Raw genomic sequence first — 16,598 nt, 5'->3', positions numbered from 1 at the left:
TCTTGCTGCGAACCTTTTTCGTCCTATGCTGCCAGTCATCTATTCCGACGAATTTTTAGATCATAAGACTGGAAAATATCATCCCGAAAGACCAGAACGTTTGATAGCGATCGCTACTGCCCTAAAAGCAGCTACATTCGCAGATAAAATTTCCTGGCGATCGCCCACACCAACATCAGAACAGCCATCGCTGATGTCTATGTTGGTTAGAGCACATAGCCCAGCCTACATCAAAAAACTTTGGCAAATCGCTTCTAGTGGCGGCGGCCCTTTGGATGGAGATACGCCAGTTTCCCCGCGTAGTTATGATGTAGCATTGTTGGCAGTCAGTGCATGGTTGGATGGAGTTGAGGCTGTGTTAAATTCGGCTAATCCAGCTTTTGTACTAGCGCGTCCCCCAGGACACCATGCAGAAAGTGATGCTGGGATGGGCTTTTGCCTATTTTCTAATGCTGCGATCGCAGCTTTATTTGCCCTCGAACAACCCGGAATTAACCGCGTTGCCATCCTCGATTGGGATGTACATCACGGTAATGGTACTCAGGCGATCGTCGAAACTGAAGCACGCATCGCCTACTGTTCCCTACATCAGTATCCCTGCTATCCCGGTACTGGAAGATCGGCAGAACGCGGTTTTCATAATAATGTCTTAAATTTACCTGTACCCCCTGGTAGTGATATTGCAATATATCAGCCACTATTTGAAAAACAGGTAGTACCGTTTTTAGCCAACTTTCAAGCGGATTTGCTGATTGTGAGTGCTGGTTATGATGGCAATGCCGCAGATCCTTTGGCAAGTATCAATTTGCAGCCAGAAGACTACGCTTTATTTACTGATTATTGTCTAGGGATAACTCGTAAAATTCTGTTTGGCTTAGAAGGTGGTTACGACTTTGATTCTCTTTCTCAATCAGTCGTAGCGACAATTGAACAGTGTTTACCTAACTCAATGAGAAGGCTCTCGCCATAATCTTTGATTATGTTGGAATCTTTCGCTAACCCTTGCGGGTGTAGCGGTGAGAAGATGTCAATTTAGGTACTTTCTTTTTTTTAGGTAAAATCTCGGAATTAATAATTGGCTAACTTTCGTATATGCACTGAGATCAAAGTAATCCTATTTGATTTGTAGCTCAGATTCCCGACTTCTCTCAGAAACCGGGAATCTTCTTGTATATTTCCTTTGGATTTCACAACATAATCTGTAAAAATAGGCAATTTATGCATATTTATTGTCATGATTTTTTGTGAGTTCGTTGACTAATTTAACAACTATTTTTACGTAAATTTAGGGTGACACAACTTGTGCTCTCAACTCAACCTAAGTAATTTCTTTTACAAAGGCTTTCTAAAATTCATCAAATCTTCAGAAATAAAAAGTTTGAATAGTGTTCTGAAAGAGCTAAAGTTTTGTTAAGATGCAATTGCTAGCAGTTTCTCAACGAAATTCACCTATCGGTGTGTGGAGAAATAAAAAGTACTAGCAGCACAAATTTCAAAAGGTGAAGCAATGACCACCTACATTTTTTTCGATGAAGCTTTACGGATGCTGACCAATGCCTATTTGTTGTCAGGAGTACTGTTAATAGCAGCTTCTGGCATAGGTTTGGCGGTAATTGAAACAATAGAAAAGGCAGGAGAACGCTAAGTTTATAAATGGCAGTGTAGTTCTTGCCAAAAACCATTGGGTGCAAGTGTTCGCCGTGAATAAATCTTGGGAACACTAAAGCATGAAAGTCTCACAGCGTTGCAGCTTTAGCTGGAAATCCATCAAACATACAGCTAACTGTAGCGCTATTGAGACCCTAAGCAAGGAGTTACTACAATGGGTCTATTCGACGCTGTGTTGGGCACAGAAAGCCAAACCCAAACAGCACTCAATCCAGCGGAAGCTTTCGCTGTCATTATCTTGATGGCAACAGCGTCAGACGGTTACCTTTCTGTTGAGCAAGCAAATTCTATCACTTTTGTGCTGTCTCGGATGAAACTTTTTAAAAGTTATCCCCATGAGATGATGAACAGGCTGTTTGAGAAAATCTTAGGTCTTCTCCAAGGAGATGGTTTTAATACTTTATTTAATGCAGCCAAAGATTCTTTATCTCAAGACTTGCGAGAAGCGGCCTTTGCAGTAGCGACTGATTTAGTCTTAGCTGAAGGTATCGTAGCTGAAGAAGAAAAAAACTTCTTAAATGATTTATATCAAGCTTTAGGTGTTTCTAGTGAGATAGCAATACAAATTGTGCAAGTAATCTTAATTAAAAACCGGGGATAGGGCGATAAAATATATGCTTAATTAAACTATATAAATAGCTTATAAACAAAGCGTGCCAAAGGAGTTAAACTTCTTTGGCACTATTTTTGGTGTTATTGTGACTAGGCTTAGATTCGTGCCTTTTTCAAGAAGTCGCAAATCTTGTTGTTCAATGCAGTCTTGTGTCATAATTCGATTTTATAATTTTGAACTTTAAATTGAAAATTACTTATGCGTTGTTCTGCCACCCTAACCCAACTGGTTGAAGTTATTTTGGCCAGTCCGATAAACTTATCTGAAACCGCTTTAATACAAGTCAGTAGCGGTATCCAAACAGATAGCCGTTCCTTAAAGCCGGGTGAAGTATTTTTAGCTTTGCGAGGCGATAAGTTTGATGGACATGAATTTGTGCCAACTGCGATCGCAAAGGGTGCTTTAGCTGCAATTGTAGATTTTGAATATGAAAATCCCGGTTTTCCGGTATTGCAGGTAAAAGACACCCTCCAGGCATATCAGAAAATTGGCAGATGGTGGCGCGATCGCTTTAACATTCCTGTAATTGGTGTAACAGGTTCCGTGGGTAAAACTACAACCAAAGAATTAATTGCGGCAGTTTTGGCAACAAAGGGACGAGTTCACAAAACTTATGGAAATTACAACAACGAAATCGGTGTCCCGAAAACTCTCCTAGAACTTGGCGCAGAAGATGACTACGCCGTGATTGAAATGGCGATGCGGGGTAGGGGACAAATTGCCGAACTGACGCAAATAGCGCGTCCAACAATTGGAGTGATTACCAATGTGGGGACGGCACATATTGAGTTACTGGGTTCTGAAGAAGCGATCGCTCAGGCAAAATGTGAATTGTTAGCTGAAATGGCTGCTGATAGCGTGGCAATTCTCAACCACGATAATCCTCTATTAATAGCCACAGCGGCAAAAGTTTGGCAGGGAGAAGTTTTAACCTACGGCTTTTCTGGTGGAGATATCCAAGGGCAATTAATTGATAACGAGACTGTGGAAGTTGCAGGAATCCAATTGCCTCTACCTTTACTTGGCCGTCACAATGCGACTAATTTCTTGGCGGCTTTAGCGGTAGCAAAGGTGTTGGGAATTGATTGGGCAAGCCTCAAAGCAGGTGTGATGGTGGATATGCCCACAGGGCGATCGCAGCGATTTACCTTAGCCAACGATGTGGTAATTTTAGATGAAACTTATAATGCTGCACCAGAAGCTATGATCGCCGCGTTGCAATTATTGGCAGACACACCCGGAAAGCGGAAGATTGCAGTATTGGGTGCAATGAAAGAATTGGGAGAGCGATCGCAGCAATTGCACCAGCAAGTGGGAGAAACAGTGAAAAAGTTGGATTTAGACGGCTTGTTGGTTTTGGTAGATGGACAAGATGCCGAAGCGATCGCTCTTAGTGCCGAGGGTGTGCCATCGGAGTGTTTTGCAACTCATGCCGAGTTGGTGGCTAGGTTGAAGACATTTGTGCAAGCAGGCGATCGTTTATTATTCAAAGCCGCCCATTCTGTGGGACTAGATCGGGTAGTCAATCAGTTACGCGCAGAATTTCCCAAATGAATCCGCCTCTTTGCAACTTGTCACCCAGAAAACATTGCTTCAGAAGGAGTTTTGCAAAAAATCGGAATGCAGCAGGAAGGGTATTTGCGACAACACCATTAAATTAAGTGAGAATGGCGAGACTCTTGACAGCTATATGCCATCCTTGAGCATGAATGGAGAGGCGTCACATGATGATGTTCTGAAAAGATCACCTATAGACGCCCGATAGGCAGAAAAGCGCAAAGTCTTTTTTAACGTCCTAATGTCGTGGAGAGTAAGTATAGATTTCAGACGTTGCTGGAAATACTAGCGTTGTTACTGTAACGTCTTTGAAAAAGAATTGCTCCCAAATTAGTCACCAAACACGTAATTGCTAGCCACAGCAAGATGTAAGTGGGAGCCATCACCACGCCAATCATGAACCAGGTATATACATGCAGGATCATTACAGAAGCGAAAAAGCTGGCAATTCCAGCAGATTGCCACACTTGATGTGATGGGCGACGTAAGGCTACCAGACCCATTGTTAAAATTGTGACAAGCAAGTTCGCTGGTACGAGAAACGCACAAATACTTATGCAGTTACCACGAGAGAACTCTACTAAGGTGTTAAAATCGAGCATTCATTTTGTTGGGATAGATGTTAGCTTTTTAAGAACTTAATTTATTTTAAAATAACTAAATTTACATTAACAGGTGAGTGAGTAATCACATTGCAAACATAACATAAATTAAAATATTCAGTTGCGTTTTGATACTACTCAATAGTTAGTTAATTATAAAGATTTTGGATAAGGAGGGTGAAAAACACCCACCCTAGCTGAATTAACCCGGTAAAATCACGGTATCGATAACGTGTACCACGCCATTATCAGCTTCGATATCTGCTGCTAAAACTGTGGCATTTTTAACTTCAAAACCATCTAAAGAATGAATTTTAATAGGTGAACCTTCCACAGAATTAACCGTGCCGAGTTCTGCCAAATCAGCCTGTAGCAGCTTTCCTGGAACGACATGATACTTTAAAATTCGCGTTAGCTGGGGAATATTCTGTAACAGAGTCTGGATAGTTCCCGCTGGTAACTTGGCAAAAGCATCGTCATTTGGTGCAAAGACAGTGAACGGGCCAGGACTTTTTAATGTTTCTACTAAACCAGCAGCTTGTACAGCCGCTACCAGTGTTTTGAAGGACTCAGATGTAACAGCAATATCAACAATATCAGCCATATACCTTACCTAAATTTTTGCAAAAGAATTTAAAGGATAATAAACCTATTTGAAGTTTTATTAAATAGGGAATGGGGGAGAATAGGGGCAAAAGATTAAAAGTTAAATTCTTTGCCAATTCCCAATGCCCATTAATTATTAGCTTTCCAGCTTGCTAGATCAGTTAAAGAGCGATCGCGGTAACGTCCATAACGCTCTTGTTTATTTTTGATTTTTGCACCCAATTCGGGAAAAATCCCAAAGTTGGGCGGCATTGGTTGGAAATGCTTCGGCGAAGCGGAACTAATAAATTCAAATAATGCACCCATCATTGTTGTTGGTGGTAAAACCAAAGCTTCTTTACCCAAAGCTAGCCGCGCTGCATTAATTCCCGCCAAGCAGCCACCCGCAGCCGCTGCGGTATAGCCTTCAGTACCAATCAACTGTCCAGCAGCTAACAATGTTGGACGCTCTTTAAATTGCAAAGTAGGATGCATTAACTGAGGAGCATTAATAAAAGTATTGCGGTGCATCACTCCTAACCGCACAAACTCCGCCTTTTCCAAACTTGGAATTAACTGAAATATTCGCTTTTGCTCACCCCAACGCAGGTTAGTTTGAAATCCTACCATGTTCCACAGTTGACCGGCTTTATCTTCTTGTCGTAACTGCACCACAGCATAAGGACGTTCCCCTGTGCGAGTATCTGACAATCCCACTGGCTTTAGGGGGCCGTAGCGCATGGTATCTTCCCCCCGGTGTGCTAGTTCTTCAATGGGTAAACAAGCTTCAAAAAATTTCGCCGTTTCCCGTTCAAAATCTTTGAGTTCTGTTTGTTCAGCTTTACAAAGTTCTTCTCGAAACCGCAAATACTGCTCTTTATTCATTGGGCAGTTGAGATAAGCCGCTTCACCTTTGTCATAACGTGATGCCATAAAGGCAATATCACGGTTAATCGATTCTCCCACAATAATCGGACTAGCCGCATCGAAAAAGCTGAGGTATTCCATCCCGGTAAAGCGGCGCAAATCCTCCGCTAAGTCGGGACTCGTTAAAGGCCCAGTTGCCAAAACCACAATTCCTTCGGGAATCGCAGACACTTCACCCCGGCGGAATTCAATTAAAGGATGATGTGCTAAAGTTTGAGTCAAATCTTGGCCAAATTGTCCTCTGTCTACCGCTAACGCCCCACCCGCAGGTACGGCGTGTTCATCAGCTTTCGAGATTACAATAGAACCAAGTTGGCGTAATTCTTCGTGCAATAATCCAGCCGCGCGATCGCTTGCCATTGCTCCAAAGGAATTACTACATACTAATTCTGCCAAATCTTCTGTATGATGAGCAGGGCTGAAGCGCTTTGGACGCATTTCATGCAGAATTACCGGCACTCCAGCTTGGGCTATTTGCCAGGCTGCTTCTGTCCCAGCTAGTCCACCTCCAATTACTTGTATCGGTTGTTGTTCCATAGTTAAATTTTTAGTTCCTATATCATAAGTATCCATCAGCATTAGCGCTAGGACGCATCAACAGGTAGGGCGTTGCTGAGTTTGAGTCTGAATGATTCTAAACATCTTGTACAAAAGTACGAAAACTCAATCTTTCTCTATGTGAGATTCAAATACTGCTTATCTGAGTTTAGGGAAATTTCCGATCGCGTACTTCCACAGCATAATCTTGCACGGCTTTAGTAATCGTCTCCCGCAAGTTTGTGTAAACCTTAGCGAATGGTGGATGCTTCTCGGCAAGTCCGATTACATCTGAAGTAACTAAAACCTGTCCATCGCAGTGAGTTCCTGCACCGATACCAATTGTCGGAATACTCAATTTTTGTGTAATCTGCATTGCCAAATCTGCGGGTATATGCTCTAAAACTAGAGAAAATACACCTGCTTGTTCCAGAGCGATCGCTTCTTGTAAAATCCTCTCACTCGCTTCTTGAGTTTTCCCTTGTTGTCGCAAACCGAGTTGATGTACAGATTGCGGTGTCAAACCTACATGACCCATTACCGGAATTCCAGCTTGTACCAAACGAGCCACAGTTTCTGCGATCGCTGGATAGCCACCTTCCAATTTTACCGCTTGAGCGCCCGTTTCCTTCAGTATTCGCCCAGCTGAATGCATCGCTTGTTGAAGACTTTCTTGATACGTCAAAAATGGTAAATCTACTACTAATAATGCACGCTTAACCCCACGTCGCACAGCTTTGGCATGATATATTATCTCATCCAAAGTTATTGGCAGTGTTGTTTCATACCCTAGAACCACTGCCATAGAGTCACCCACAAGGATTAAGTCTACACCAGCTGCGTCGAGGAGTTGAGCGATCGCATAATCCCAGGCGGTCAACGCCACAATTGAACGTCCCTGTTGTTTCCATTGAATTAATTGCTGGGTAGTGATTGCCATTTTTAATTAGGGGATAGGGGATAGGGGATAGGTAATAGGGGATAAGTGATAAGTGATGGGCTATCAGAAAGAATTCAGTCCCCTGTACCCTGTAACCTGTCCCCTAGTCCCTACTTCACGGCGCGACTGAAAGCAATATGGGGTTTTGCACTGTCCGTTTTGGGCATTAACCAAGCTAGACCTTGACTAGTGCCAATCCATAATTTATTGCCAATGTCAGGTGCAAGGGCAAGAACCCGACTAGAAGGAAGTCCAGCAACTTCTGCATCTAACACAGCTCCTGTATTTGGATTTAATCGTAACAAACCATTGTTAGTCCCGACCCAGACACTACCATCTTTGGCAAAACGTACCGCTGTCACGTCACGCCCACGCAAACGAGTCACAGAGCGCAACACTGCCCCAGTTTTTGGGTTAATAACTAGCAAATTATTTGGCATTCCGGCCCAAATTAATCCTTCTGGACTAATAGCTAAAGCTTGGACAGTCGTGCCTGGTAAATTGGTTATTCGCTTCATAATCGCAGCACTAGCAGTATTTACCCGCACCAATCCATCAAGGGTGCCAACCCACAGTTGACCTTCAGCATCTAAAGTCAGGGTGTTGGCGCTGACACCAGGCAGATTTTTTAATGTCGTCATAATCAAGCCTTGGTCGGGACTAATTAGGGCTAAACCGCTATCGGTTCCAGTCCACAAATAACCCCGTTTGTCAAGTAACAGTGACAACACTCGTTTAGAAGGCAAAAATAAATTCTGCGCGGTGATTTCACTAGTGCGGGGGTCTACTCGGAACAGTCCTTCATAACTTCCTACCCACAAACGTCCTACTTTGTCTTGAGCTAAAGCACCAATGGCAACATTCGGTAAACTAACACGGGAAATAATCTTGCCGGTTTTAGGATCAATCCGCGATAATCCCCGCCAAGAACCTACCCAAAGATTGCCTGTAACATCTCCCAGTAAGTTACCAACCCGATAATCAGTTTCTGGCGAATTTTCTTGCACTCCCCGCTCATTGGGTAAAGGTTCTACTCGCGGTGGCGGTGCAGAAGGTGGGTAAGCGGGGGTTAGATCAGATGAATTAATGTCAGGGGTTTTTTGCGCCCATCCCATATTTGGCAAAGCTATCAACCCCAGCAAGATGGAAGTAATCAATAAACTAGTACGCTTGCAAAACAATACCACGGTGAAATTTCCTTTGGAGACACTACCTATAGCCGTTACCTAAACTGGCTTTGGGTTAATTTCAGTGTTCCCCTAGCTGGGTTTTTTTAAACGTCATCTGGAATTTTTCTCAAATTTGTCATTAGTCATTGGTCATTAGTCAAGAGTTGGAAATTCTTCCCCTGCTTCCCCCACTCCCCAAAAGCTTCTTTACAATTATTGATGACACCTTGTAAAGCTTTTGTAACAAAATGTTTAAATCTTTATGTAATAACAAAATTAAATAGATAAGTTAAAAACTTTCAAAGAATAACTTATCGAATTCTTGATATATTGTGAAACAAGTTACAAATTACGTGGTGTGCAATTTTTTATCTTTCGTTCATCACTCTGCTAAATCTGTGTCAAGTAAATTCTTTTCTGGTATCTTTTCCAACAACGGTCAAGATAGAAGGAGTGTAGAGGCGGGAATGTGTGCCAGCCAGCCCAATCCCCTGAATACCCCGATTTGTGGGGGAATTATCTAAATCAATCCGCAAAAAACGGAAGTTTTGGTGAAATTGAGAAGGTTTAGTCGGGTGCGAAGAAGAGGTAAAAAAGAATTTTGATTCGTAGGAAGAGGGAACAGTAGAAGCGCTAGGTCGTGTACCCCTAGAAGGGGAGAACACTGGTGAGGAGGGCTACCACCGCTACCAAAGTGTCCGCCGCACAAAAACTGCTAACCTCTGCCAAAGTTAACCCCTAACAAAAATTTTTCCTGATCTTCCCCTCGCTCAAGGGGGGAAAGAGCGGGGTGAGGGGAAGTTGCACAAAACGTGATTTGATAATTAATTAAGAGTGATTTCAGGGAAGGATAAAATATGTCTTACGCTCAAACGAAGACTCAGAGCAAGTCTGGGTATCAAGCCGGGGTTAAAGATTACAGACTAACTTATTACACACCCGATTACACACCAAAAGATACCGATCTTCTAGCTGCGTTCCGCATGACACCTCAGCCTGGTGTTCCTCCCGAAGAAGCAGGTGCGGCTGTTGCGGCTGAATCTTCCACAGGTACTTGGACAACTGTGTGGACAGATTTGCTCACCGACCTAGATCGCTACAAAGGTCGTTGCTATGACATCGAACCAGTTCCCGGCGAAGACAACCAGTACATCTGCTACGTTGCCTATCCTCTGGACTTGTTTGAAGAAGGCTCTGTAACCAACGTATTGACCTCAATTGTAGGTAACGTATTTGGTTTCAAAGCTCTGCGGGCACTGCGTCTAGAAGATATTCGCTTTCCTGTAGCTTACATTAAGACCTTCCAAGGACCTCCTCACGGTATCCAAGTTGAGCGCGATAAGTTAAACAAATACGGTCGTCCTTTGCTGGGTTGTACCATTAAGCCCAAATTGGGTCTTTCTGCTAAGAACTACGGACGCGCTGTATACGAGTGTTTGCGCGGTGGTTTGGACTTCACCAAAGACGACGAAAACATTAACTCCGCACCATTCCAAAGATGGCGCGATCGCTTCTTGTTCGTAGCTGAAGCTATCAACAAAGCTCAAGCAGAAACCGGTGAAATTAAAGGTCACTACCTAAACGTCACCGCTCCTACTTGCGAACAAATGCTGCAACGGGCTGAGTACGCTAAAGAACTCAAAATGCCCATCATCATGCATGACTACCTAACCGCAGGTTTCACCGCCAACACCACATTGGCTCGTTGGTGCCGTGATAACGGTATCTTGCTGCACATTCACCGTGCTATGCACGCTGTAATTGACCGTCAAAAGAACCACGGTATCCACTTCCGTGTATTGGCTAAAGCCCTACGTTTGTCTGGTGGCGATCACATCCACACCGGTACCGTAGTTGGTAAGTTGGAAGGTGAGCGCGGCATCACAATGGGCTTCGTTGACCTGTTGCGTGAAAACTACATTGAGCAAGACAAGTCTCGTGGTATTTACTTTACCCAAGACTGGGCTTCTCTACCTGGTGTAATGGCAGTTGCTTCTGGTGGTATCCACGTATGGCACATGCCCGCACTGGTAGAAATCTTCGGTGATGACTCCGTACTACAATTCGGTGGTGGTACTCTGGGTCACCCTTGGGGTAACGCTCCTGGTGCAACCGCTAACCGCGTTGCCTTGGAAGCCGTTGTTCAAGCTCGTAACGAAGGCCGCAACTTGGCTCGTGAAGGTAACGATATCATCCGCGAAGCTGCCAAGTGGTCTCCTGAACTAGCTGTTGCTTGCGAACTGTGGAAAGAAATCAAGTTCGAGTTTGAAGCAATGGATACCGTCTGATCTGAGTTAACAGTTAAGAGTTAAGAGTTAGAAGTAGAGACGCGATGAATCGCGTCTGTACAAGAGTTAGGATTTGCATTAATTCATAACTCATAACTCATAACTCTTCAGGGCTGGGGTCAAGCATGAATCTTAAGCAAATTGCGAAGGACACAGCCAAAACTCTCCAAAGCTATCTGACTTATCAGGCTCTAAGGACAGTATTGGCGCAGCTAGGCGAAACGAATCCTCCATTAGAACTTTGGCTGCATAACTTTTCGTCTGGCAAAATTCAAAATGGTGAGTCATACATTGAGCAACTGTTGCAAGAAAAACCAGATTTGGCTTTGCGAATCATGACTGTCAGAGAACACATTGCGGAAGAAATTACAGAATTTTTACCGGAAATGGTTCGCACTGGCATTCAGCAAGCCAATATGGAACAGCGTCGCCAGCATCTAGAACGCATCACACGAATAGACACATCTAACCCCAGTCTGCAACCAGAACAGCAAGCAACTTCAGATCCGAATTTGGATAACTTATCCAATTAGTTCGGTCAACCTAGTAGTAAAAAATCGCAACCCATTATCAAAAGCTATGCAAACTTTACCAAAAGAGCGTCGTTACGAAACCCTTTCTTATCTGCCACCCCTGTCTGACGCTCAAATTGCCAAGCAGATCCAGTACATTTTGAATCAAGGTTACATTCCAGCGATCGAGTTCAACGAAACTTCTGAGCCAACAGAATTATATTGGACAATGTGGAAGCTGCCTTTGTTCGGTGCTAAATCTACTCAAGAAGTATTGAGCGAAGTTCAAGGATGCCGTTCTCAATTTAACGGTAGCTATATTCGTGTTGTAGGTTTTGACAACATCAAGCAGTGCCAAGTTCTCAGCTTTTTGGTTCACAAACCCAACAGATACTAAAGCTAGCAAGCTTTAAATAGTTAGTTTATCCCCATAGGAGAGGTAGAATTATCTGCCTCTCCTATTTATTAGATTTTTTTTGAAACACAGAGGGGCGTGGAGTTATTCTCTATGTACCTCTACGTTTTTTAAGAGAGTAATAATGCTACAAGAAGTAAGAATTTGTTTTGTTGGTGACTCCTTCGTTAATGGCACTGGCGACTCAGAATGTCTTGGTTGGACAGGGAGAGTATGTGCAAATGCTAATAAAAAAGGTTATGACATTACTTACTATAATTTAGGGATTAGGCGTGATACAAGTACTGATATAGCAAAGCGTTGGTTACAGGAAGTATCGCTTCGTTTGCCCAAAGAATATGATGGCAGAGTTGTGTTTTCTTTGGGATTGAATGACACAACAGTAGAAAATGGGAAAACTCGCGTAGATTTGGTAGATTCTATCAGAAATGCCCGTGAAATTTTAAGTAAAGCCCAATCTTTGTATCCTGTGTTGATGATTGGACTAGCACCATATGAAGAACGAGAAGATCCAGGAAGAAAGCAGAGAATTACTAATTTATCTAAACAATATGCTTCAATTTGTAAAGAATTAAATGTACCTTATTTAGACGTTTTTCCGATATTAGAAAAATCAAACATTTGGATTAATCAAGCAAGAGCTAATGATGGTGTTCATCCAAGAGCAGGTGGTTATGCAGAATTTGCCCAAATTGTGGAAAATTGGGATGCTTGGTTAAATTGGTTTCCTCTGAACTTAATCGAGCATTCAAAGTTAGGATAGTGGTAGCACCTGATTTTTATATCCAAAGGTGGTAACTATGCAGCAAATTACTCTAGCTGAAGCATCTAAAAATCTACCCAACTTAATTGAAGCAGCACTCGGAGGTGAGGAAATTATTATTATCAAAGATAATCAACCTTTGGTGAAGTTAACTCCTGTGCCGCCACTTAAACACCGTCCTAAGTATGGTAGTGCCAAAGGACTTGTAACAATATCTGATGACTTTGATGAACCATTAGAAGATTTTAAGGAATATATGGAATGAGGCAGCTACTGGACACTCATATTTTTATTTGGTTTGTGATGGGTGATCCAAAAATCAGCGTTAGTATGCGATCGCAAATTGAAAATAATGAAAATTTACTGAGTATTGCTAGTGTTTGGGAAATGGCAATCAAGCACAGCATTGGTAAACTCAACTTTGATTTAGCTTTTGACGAGTTTATTGAACAGCAAATAATTAGGAATGGTATTGAATTACTGCCAATCACCACAAATCATATTAGTGTTGTTGCCACACTACCTTTACATCACCGTGATCCATTCGACCGAATTTTAATTGCACAAGCACTCGCAGAAAATATACCTATACTGAGTGCTGATAAAATTTTTGATGCATATCCAATAAGACGTTTATGGTAGGTAGCGTTGCTTTTCTACCAAAAGATAAATAAACAGTCATCACCAAAAAAACTTAACATTACTTTAAGCAGTGCTAGGCAAAATAATTTTATGGGTTACTACATCGCTCCCCGCTTTCTGGACAAACTGGCTGTCCACATCACTAAAAACTTTCTAAAGCTTCCTGGCGTGCGAGTTCCCGTGATTTTGGGTATTCACGGACGCAAAGGAGAAGGCAAAACATTTCAATGTCAATTAGTCTTCGAGAAAATGGGTATCGAAGTGACTCACATCTCTGGCGGTGAATTGGAAAGTCCAGATGCAGGAGATCCCGCGCGGTTGATTCGGCTGCGCTATCGGGAAACAGCAGAACTGATCAAAGTACGCGGCAAAATGTGTGTACTGATGATTAACGATTTAGATGCGGGGGCTGGACGCTTTGATGAAGGCACTCAATATACTGTAAATACGCAGTTGGTGAATGCCACACTGATGAATATTGCTGATAATCCCACAGATGTGCAGTTGCCTGGAAGCTATGATTCCACGCCTTTACATCGTGTACCGATTATTGTCACAGGTAATGATTTTTCCACCCTCTATGCACCGTTAATTCGGGATGGACGGATGGAGAAATTCTACTGGGAACCAAACCGAGACGACAAAGTGGGAATTGTCAAAGGGATTTTTGAACCTGATGGACTGTCACAAAAGGAAGTTGAACAGCTAGTTGATACATTTGTCAACCAGTCCATTGACTTTTTTAGCGCTTTGCGATCGCGCATTTATGACGAACAAATCCGTAACTACATCCATCAAGTAGGTTTTGAGCAAGTATCCTTGAATATCGTTAATAGCGTTAAAGGGCCACCAGAATTTAAAAAGCCAGATTTCAGACTGTCTCACTTAATTGAGTCTGGTAACTTCCTCGTTGGTGAACAAAAACGAGTCGAAAATTCCCATTTGGTTGACGATTACAACCGACTCAATCGAGGTAGAAATTCTCAATCTGCACAACCTGCTGCTGTAACACCAATTAATCAGCCGTCAAGCAATGGCGCAACTCAAGAAGTAAAAACTAATGGATTCCAGAAACAGGAAGTATCAAATCCACATTTGACCCTAGAGACACAAGAACAGATTCGGCAATTATTATCTCAAGGTTACAAAATTAGCATTGAACACGTAGATGAGCGCCGTTTCCGCACAGGTTCTTGGCAAAGTTGTGTTCATAGCCACATTGATGCCGAGTCTGATGCAATCTCAAACTTGGAAGCAACTTTGGCAGAATATAGCGGTGAGTATATCCGCTTGGTAGGGATTGATCCAAAAGCCAAGCGGCGGGTTTTGGAGACAATTATTCATCGTCCGCATGGGAAAAATTAGTTATTAGTTATTAGTCATTAGTCATTAGTTATTAGCAAAAGAAAGTGGGTCAAAAAACTAATGACTATGGACTAATTCAGACCGCGTTCTTTGCGATGTCCTGAGCTTATCGTTAGTGCAGCCTTTCGTAAATAAGGGTGGGTGTAGTATCTCAAAGACTAATGACTAATGGACTCTCGCGTTGCGGTTTGATAGCTGAATACTTACCATTTAACTACAGGTAAGGGCTGAAGCCGAGTTCACCTTTGTTAAATCGCTAGTGAATACTGCTGTGTATTGATAAGGTGATGAACCAGAGCAACTCATAGAATTTGTATTAGCGCGACGGGGAGTCCACCATGACTTTGCCTGCACAATTAAATTTGTGCCATTCCATGATAATTTGTTGACAACTAAAGAGTTAGTTTGTCCATTATCCGCCTTTTTTGCAGTTAAAAATGTGGCATAGTTAACCTGTCCATTGGCTGGATTAATCCGGGCTATAACCGCGACTTTTGGCCCGCCTCCGCTACCATAGCTAGACAACCAACGCCCAGTTGCAAAGCGGCGGAAATCATTACCAGTCTGACTACCAGTGGAAGAGTAAACACCATATAAAACATCCCCCCCATTCCAATACAATCCATAACCTGTACCATCATCATTTGTTGTTTCGTAATCACTACGACACCAAGATTTGATACCGTTATTGAAACGGATTGTCACAGGGTTTTTGTTATTAGATGAGACTTGCTGATAACCAATGTAAATGCTTGTATTTCCACTAGTTACTTTGGCCCCATTTTTAGCTTTGATTGTTGCTTCACTATCATTGCAACTGAATGTTACAGCATTTCCGATAGATGAATTTACAGTTTGGGCAAAAGCTGGAGGAGCTTTTTGTGTGATTGCTAAATCAGCTACTAATACTACAGATAAAGAGAAAGCTGACAAATATTTTTGCCATTTGTGAGAAGAATTCATGGTATAAAACTGCCGAGAAATTGTAAGGGAAAAACACCGTATTACTATAAACTCTCATGAGAGTTTAGACAAGCAAAATTGTTTAAATTCTCATCTTGTAGCATTCTCAACACCATGAGAAATGAGACTATACTACAAAATACATAGTATAATATGCATGGAATTGCATGATATTAGCTGCACATAAATATTCCTTATAAAAGAATATTTGTACATAGAATAAATTGCGATTGCAGTAGTCAACAATAAATGGTTTTAATGAACAAGTAGCGTTTGCTCATTCTCCATATCCTTTGCTAAAAGCTTTCTTAGCCTCTGCTTTCTGCCTCTTTCCGTGCTGTTCTAGACAGGTTTAGAATTTTCAACTGATACTTCTCCGACACTAGCTTTCAGGCGACTTAATCTGCTTTTGCGGATACGTTCGCTATCACGAATACCACCTGCCATCTCATATTCGCTGCTGTTTTTGCCATACTTAAAAGCAACGCCCATCACCATCTTATCTGTAAGATTGTTCAAGGTTTTTTCCATCTTATCAATTTTGGTTTTGGAAGAGTCAATCATAGCTAAAGCAATGTTATAAGCATCTAGCATAGTGCGTAACTCTTCAATTGATTTAGTCAGGTTTTGTAAATTGCAATTATCACCAAAATCCATATTTAAATCAATTGCTTTTAGTCCAGCGGATCTCAATTCAGCTTTTTCTATAACACGGGATGTACGTTTTGGACGTGACATAGATATATTTGTTAGCCAGGGTTCTAGAGCTAGTTTGACTTAGTAAAGCTGTTTTCTGGTTCAGTAAAATTCGTGAATAATTTTATTTCTTAAAAAACTAATACAAAAATCTGGGTAATTTCTCTTAATTCAGATATTGCACCTAGTTTTTTGGACGATTGCTTTAACGTTAGTGATGAATGTCGTGATGTTGGTGATGAATGTCGTGATGTTGGTGATGAATGTCGTGATGTTGGTGATGAATGTCGTGATGTTGGTGATGAATGTCGTGATGTTGGTGATGAATGTCGTGATGTTGGTGATGAATGTCGTGA

Annotated in this window: 18 protein-coding genes; 11 read left to right on the top strand and 7 right to left on the bottom strand. The window is 42.1% G+C overall.

What is annotated here, in order from left to right; all coding sequences use genetic code 11:
* Positions 1 to 25: 25 nt before the first annotated feature.
* The 4 genes from ACEYW6_RS23135 (at position 26) to ACEYW6_RS23120 (ending at position 3,835) form a co-directional block, all read left to right on the top strand.
* Positions 26 to 970: a histone deacetylase family protein gene (locus ACEYW6_RS23135; protein ID WP_412981602.1), complete on the top strand. Its 945-nt coding sequence runs from the start codon at positions 26 to 28 to the stop codon at positions 968 to 970.
* A gap of 537 nt (positions 971 to 1,507) precedes the next feature.
* Positions 1,508 to 1,645 (top strand): hypothetical protein, encoded by a 138-nt coding sequence (locus tag ACEYW6_RS23130; RefSeq protein WP_190889848.1) that lies wholly within the window; start codon positions 1,508 to 1,510, stop codon positions 1,643 to 1,645.
* Between the two features lie 177 nt (positions 1,646 to 1,822).
* Positions 1,823 to 2,269, top strand: a complete 447-nt coding sequence (locus ACEYW6_RS23125) for a tellurite resistance TerB family protein (RefSeq protein WP_412981601.1) — start codon at positions 1,823 to 1,825, stop codon at positions 2,267 to 2,269.
* Positions 2,270 to 2,479: 210 nt separating this feature from the next.
* Positions 2,480 to 3,835, top strand: a complete 1,356-nt coding sequence (locus tag ACEYW6_RS23120) for a UDP-N-acetylmuramoyl-tripeptide--D-alanyl-D-alanine ligase (protein ID WP_412981600.1) — start codon at positions 2,480 to 2,482, stop codon at positions 3,833 to 3,835.
* Positions 3,836 to 4,104: 269 nt separating this feature from the next.
* On the opposite strand, the gene ACEYW6_RS23115 is transcribed toward ACEYW6_RS23120, so the two are convergent.
* The 5 genes from ACEYW6_RS23115 to ACEYW6_RS23095 form a co-directional block, all read right to left on the bottom strand.
* Positions 4,105 to 4,440, bottom strand: a complete 336-nt coding sequence (locus ACEYW6_RS23115; protein WP_190889845.1) for a hypothetical protein — start codon at positions 4,438 to 4,440, stop codon at positions 4,105 to 4,107.
* A gap of 202 nt (positions 4,441 to 4,642) precedes the next feature.
* Positions 4,643 to 5,044: a fasciclin domain-containing protein gene (locus ACEYW6_RS23110; protein WP_190889844.1), complete on the bottom strand. Its 402-nt coding sequence runs from the start codon at positions 5,042 to 5,044 to the stop codon at positions 4,643 to 4,645.
* 131 nt (positions 5,045 to 5,175) lie between these two features.
* Positions 5,176 to 6,489: an FADH(2)-oxidizing methylenetetrahydrofolate--tRNA-(uracil(54)-C(5))-methyltransferase TrmFO gene (gene trmFO / locus ACEYW6_RS23105; RefSeq protein WP_412981599.1), complete on the bottom strand. Its 1,314-nt coding sequence runs from the start codon at positions 6,487 to 6,489 to the stop codon at positions 5,176 to 5,178.
* A 169-nt stretch (positions 6,490 to 6,658) separates the two neighbouring features.
* The gene (gene panB, locus ACEYW6_RS23100; protein ID WP_412981598.1) at positions 6,659 to 7,429 is read right to left on the bottom strand and encodes a 3-methyl-2-oxobutanoate hydroxymethyltransferase; all 771 of its coding nucleotides are present in this window, start codon (positions 7,427 to 7,429) and stop codon (positions 6,659 to 6,661) included.
* Between the two features lie 110 nt (positions 7,430 to 7,539).
* Entirely contained in the window at positions 7,540 to 8,616 is a 1,077-nt protein-coding gene (locus ACEYW6_RS23095; protein WP_196510575.1) for a two-component regulator propeller domain-containing protein, read from the bottom strand.
* A gap of 839 nt (positions 8,617 to 9,455) precedes the next feature.
* Between ACEYW6_RS23095 and ACEYW6_RS23090 the strand changes: the two genes are divergently transcribed.
* From ACEYW6_RS23090 to ACEYW6_RS23060, 7 genes are all read left to right on the top strand, one after another.
* The gene (locus tag ACEYW6_RS23090; RefSeq protein ID WP_163930558.1) at positions 9,456 to 10,886 is read left to right on the top strand and encodes a form I ribulose bisphosphate carboxylase large subunit; all 1,431 of its coding nucleotides are present in this window, start codon (positions 9,456 to 9,458) and stop codon (positions 10,884 to 10,886) included.
* Positions 10,887 to 11,011: 125 nt separating this feature from the next.
* Positions 11,012 to 11,419 (top strand): RuBisCO chaperone RbcX, encoded by a 408-nt coding sequence (rcbX, locus tag ACEYW6_RS23085; protein WP_190889838.1) that lies wholly within the window; start codon positions 11,012 to 11,014, stop codon positions 11,417 to 11,419.
* A 46-nt stretch (positions 11,420 to 11,465) separates the two neighbouring features.
* Positions 11,466 to 11,795, top strand: a complete 330-nt coding sequence (locus ACEYW6_RS23080; protein ID WP_012410539.1) for a ribulose bisphosphate carboxylase small subunit — start codon at positions 11,466 to 11,468, stop codon at positions 11,793 to 11,795.
* Positions 11,796 to 11,937: 142 nt separating this feature from the next.
* The gene (locus tag ACEYW6_RS23075) at positions 11,938 to 12,576 is read left to right on the top strand and encodes a GDSL-type esterase/lipase family protein (protein ID WP_412981597.1); all 639 of its coding nucleotides are present in this window, start codon (positions 11,938 to 11,940) and stop codon (positions 12,574 to 12,576) included.
* A gap of 37 nt (positions 12,577 to 12,613) precedes the next feature.
* Entirely contained in the window at positions 12,614 to 12,841 is a 228-nt protein-coding gene (locus ACEYW6_RS23070) for a type II toxin-antitoxin system Phd/YefM family antitoxin (RefSeq protein WP_412981596.1), read from the top strand.
* Positions 12,838 to 13,218: a type II toxin-antitoxin system VapC family toxin gene (locus ACEYW6_RS23065; RefSeq protein ID WP_412981595.1), complete on the top strand. Its 381-nt coding sequence runs from the start codon at positions 12,838 to 12,840 to the stop codon at positions 13,216 to 13,218. The genes ACEYW6_RS23070 and ACEYW6_RS23065 overlap by 4 nt, the downstream gene beginning before the upstream one ends.
* Positions 13,219 to 13,308: 90 nt before the next feature.
* A complete protein-coding gene (locus tag ACEYW6_RS23060) occupies positions 13,309 to 14,583 on the top strand; it encodes a ribulose bisphosphate carboxylase small subunit (RefSeq protein ID WP_412981594.1) in 1,275 nt (424 codons plus the stop codon).
* Positions 14,584 to 14,793: 210 nt separating this feature from the next.
* Here the strand turns inward: ACEYW6_RS23060 and ACEYW6_RS23055 are convergent, their stop codons facing one another.
* Both ACEYW6_RS23055 and ACEYW6_RS23050 read right to left on the bottom strand, forming a co-directional pair.
* Positions 14,794 to 15,546, bottom strand: coding sequence for a hypothetical protein (locus ACEYW6_RS23055; RefSeq protein WP_412981593.1), 753 nt, complete (start codon positions 15,544 to 15,546; stop codon positions 14,794 to 14,796).
* Positions 15,547 to 15,888: 342 nt separating this feature from the next.
* Positions 15,889 to 16,284 carry a hypothetical protein gene (locus ACEYW6_RS23050; RefSeq protein ID WP_412981592.1) on the bottom strand — a complete coding sequence of 132 codons (396 nt, stop codon included), beginning with the start codon at positions 16,282 to 16,284 and terminating at the stop codon, positions 15,889 to 15,891.
* Between the last annotated feature and the right edge of the window lie 314 nt (positions 16,285 to 16,598).

It is taken from the genome of Nostoc sp. UIC 10607 (assembly GCF_047228265.1).
GTDB classification, from domain to species: domain Bacteria; phylum Cyanobacteriota; class Cyanobacteriia; order Cyanobacteriales; family Nostocaceae; genus Nostoc; species Nostoc foliaceum_A.
This window is presented reverse-complemented; position numbering and strand designations above follow the sequence as displayed.

Coding starts and splice junctions, on each gene's coding strand:
- ACEYW6_RS23125 (WP_412981601.1), top strand. CDS start 1,823: ATGGGTCTATTCGACGCTGTGTTGGGCACAGAAAGCCAAACCCAAACA.
- ACEYW6_RS23075 (WP_412981597.1), top strand. CDS start 11,938: ATGCTACAAGAAGTAAGAATTTGTTTTGTTGGTGACTCCTTCGTTAAT.
- panB (WP_412981598.1), bottom strand. CDS start 7,429: ATGGCAATCACTACCCAGCAATTAATTCAATGGAAACAACAGGGACGT.
- ACEYW6_RS23130 (WP_190889848.1), top strand. CDS start 1,508: ATGACCACCTACATTTTTTTCGATGAAGCTTTACGGATGCTGACCAAT.
- ACEYW6_RS23060 (WP_412981594.1), top strand. CDS start 13,309: ATGGGTTACTACATCGCTCCCCGCTTTCTGGACAAACTGGCTGTCCAC.
- ACEYW6_RS23120 (WP_412981600.1), top strand. CDS start 2,480: ATGCGTTGTTCTGCCACCCTAACCCAACTGGTTGAAGTTATTTTGGCC.
- ACEYW6_RS23135 (WP_412981602.1), top strand. CDS start 26: ATGCTGCCAGTCATCTATTCCGACGAATTTTTAGATCATAAGACTGGA.
- ACEYW6_RS23090 (WP_163930558.1), top strand. CDS start 9,456: ATGTCTTACGCTCAAACGAAGACTCAGAGCAAGTCTGGGTATCAAGCC.
- ACEYW6_RS23080 (WP_012410539.1), top strand. CDS start 11,466: ATGCAAACTTTACCAAAAGAGCGTCGTTACGAAACCCTTTCTTATCTG.
- ACEYW6_RS23065 (WP_412981595.1), top strand. CDS start 12,838: ATGAGGCAGCTACTGGACACTCATATTTTTATTTGGTTTGTGATGGGT.
- ACEYW6_RS23055 (WP_412981593.1), bottom strand. CDS start 15,546: ATGAATTCTTCTCACAAATGGCAAAAATATTTGTCAGCTTTCTCTTTA.
- ACEYW6_RS23115 (WP_190889845.1), bottom strand. CDS start 4,440: ATGCTCGATTTTAACACCTTAGTAGAGTTCTCTCGTGGTAACTGCATA.
- ACEYW6_RS23050 (WP_412981592.1), bottom strand. CDS start 16,284: ATGTCACGTCCAAAACGTACATCCCGTGTTATAGAAAAAGCTGAATTG.
- trmFO (WP_412981599.1), bottom strand. CDS start 6,489: ATGGAACAACAACCGATACAAGTAATTGGAGGTGGACTAGCTGGGACA.
- ACEYW6_RS23070 (WP_412981596.1), top strand. CDS start 12,614: ATGCAGCAAATTACTCTAGCTGAAGCATCTAAAAATCTACCCAACTTA.
- ACEYW6_RS23110 (WP_190889844.1), bottom strand. CDS start 5,044: ATGGCTGATATTGTTGATATTGCTGTTACATCTGAGTCCTTCAAAACA.
- rcbX (WP_190889838.1), top strand. CDS start 11,012: ATGAATCTTAAGCAAATTGCGAAGGACACAGCCAAAACTCTCCAAAGC.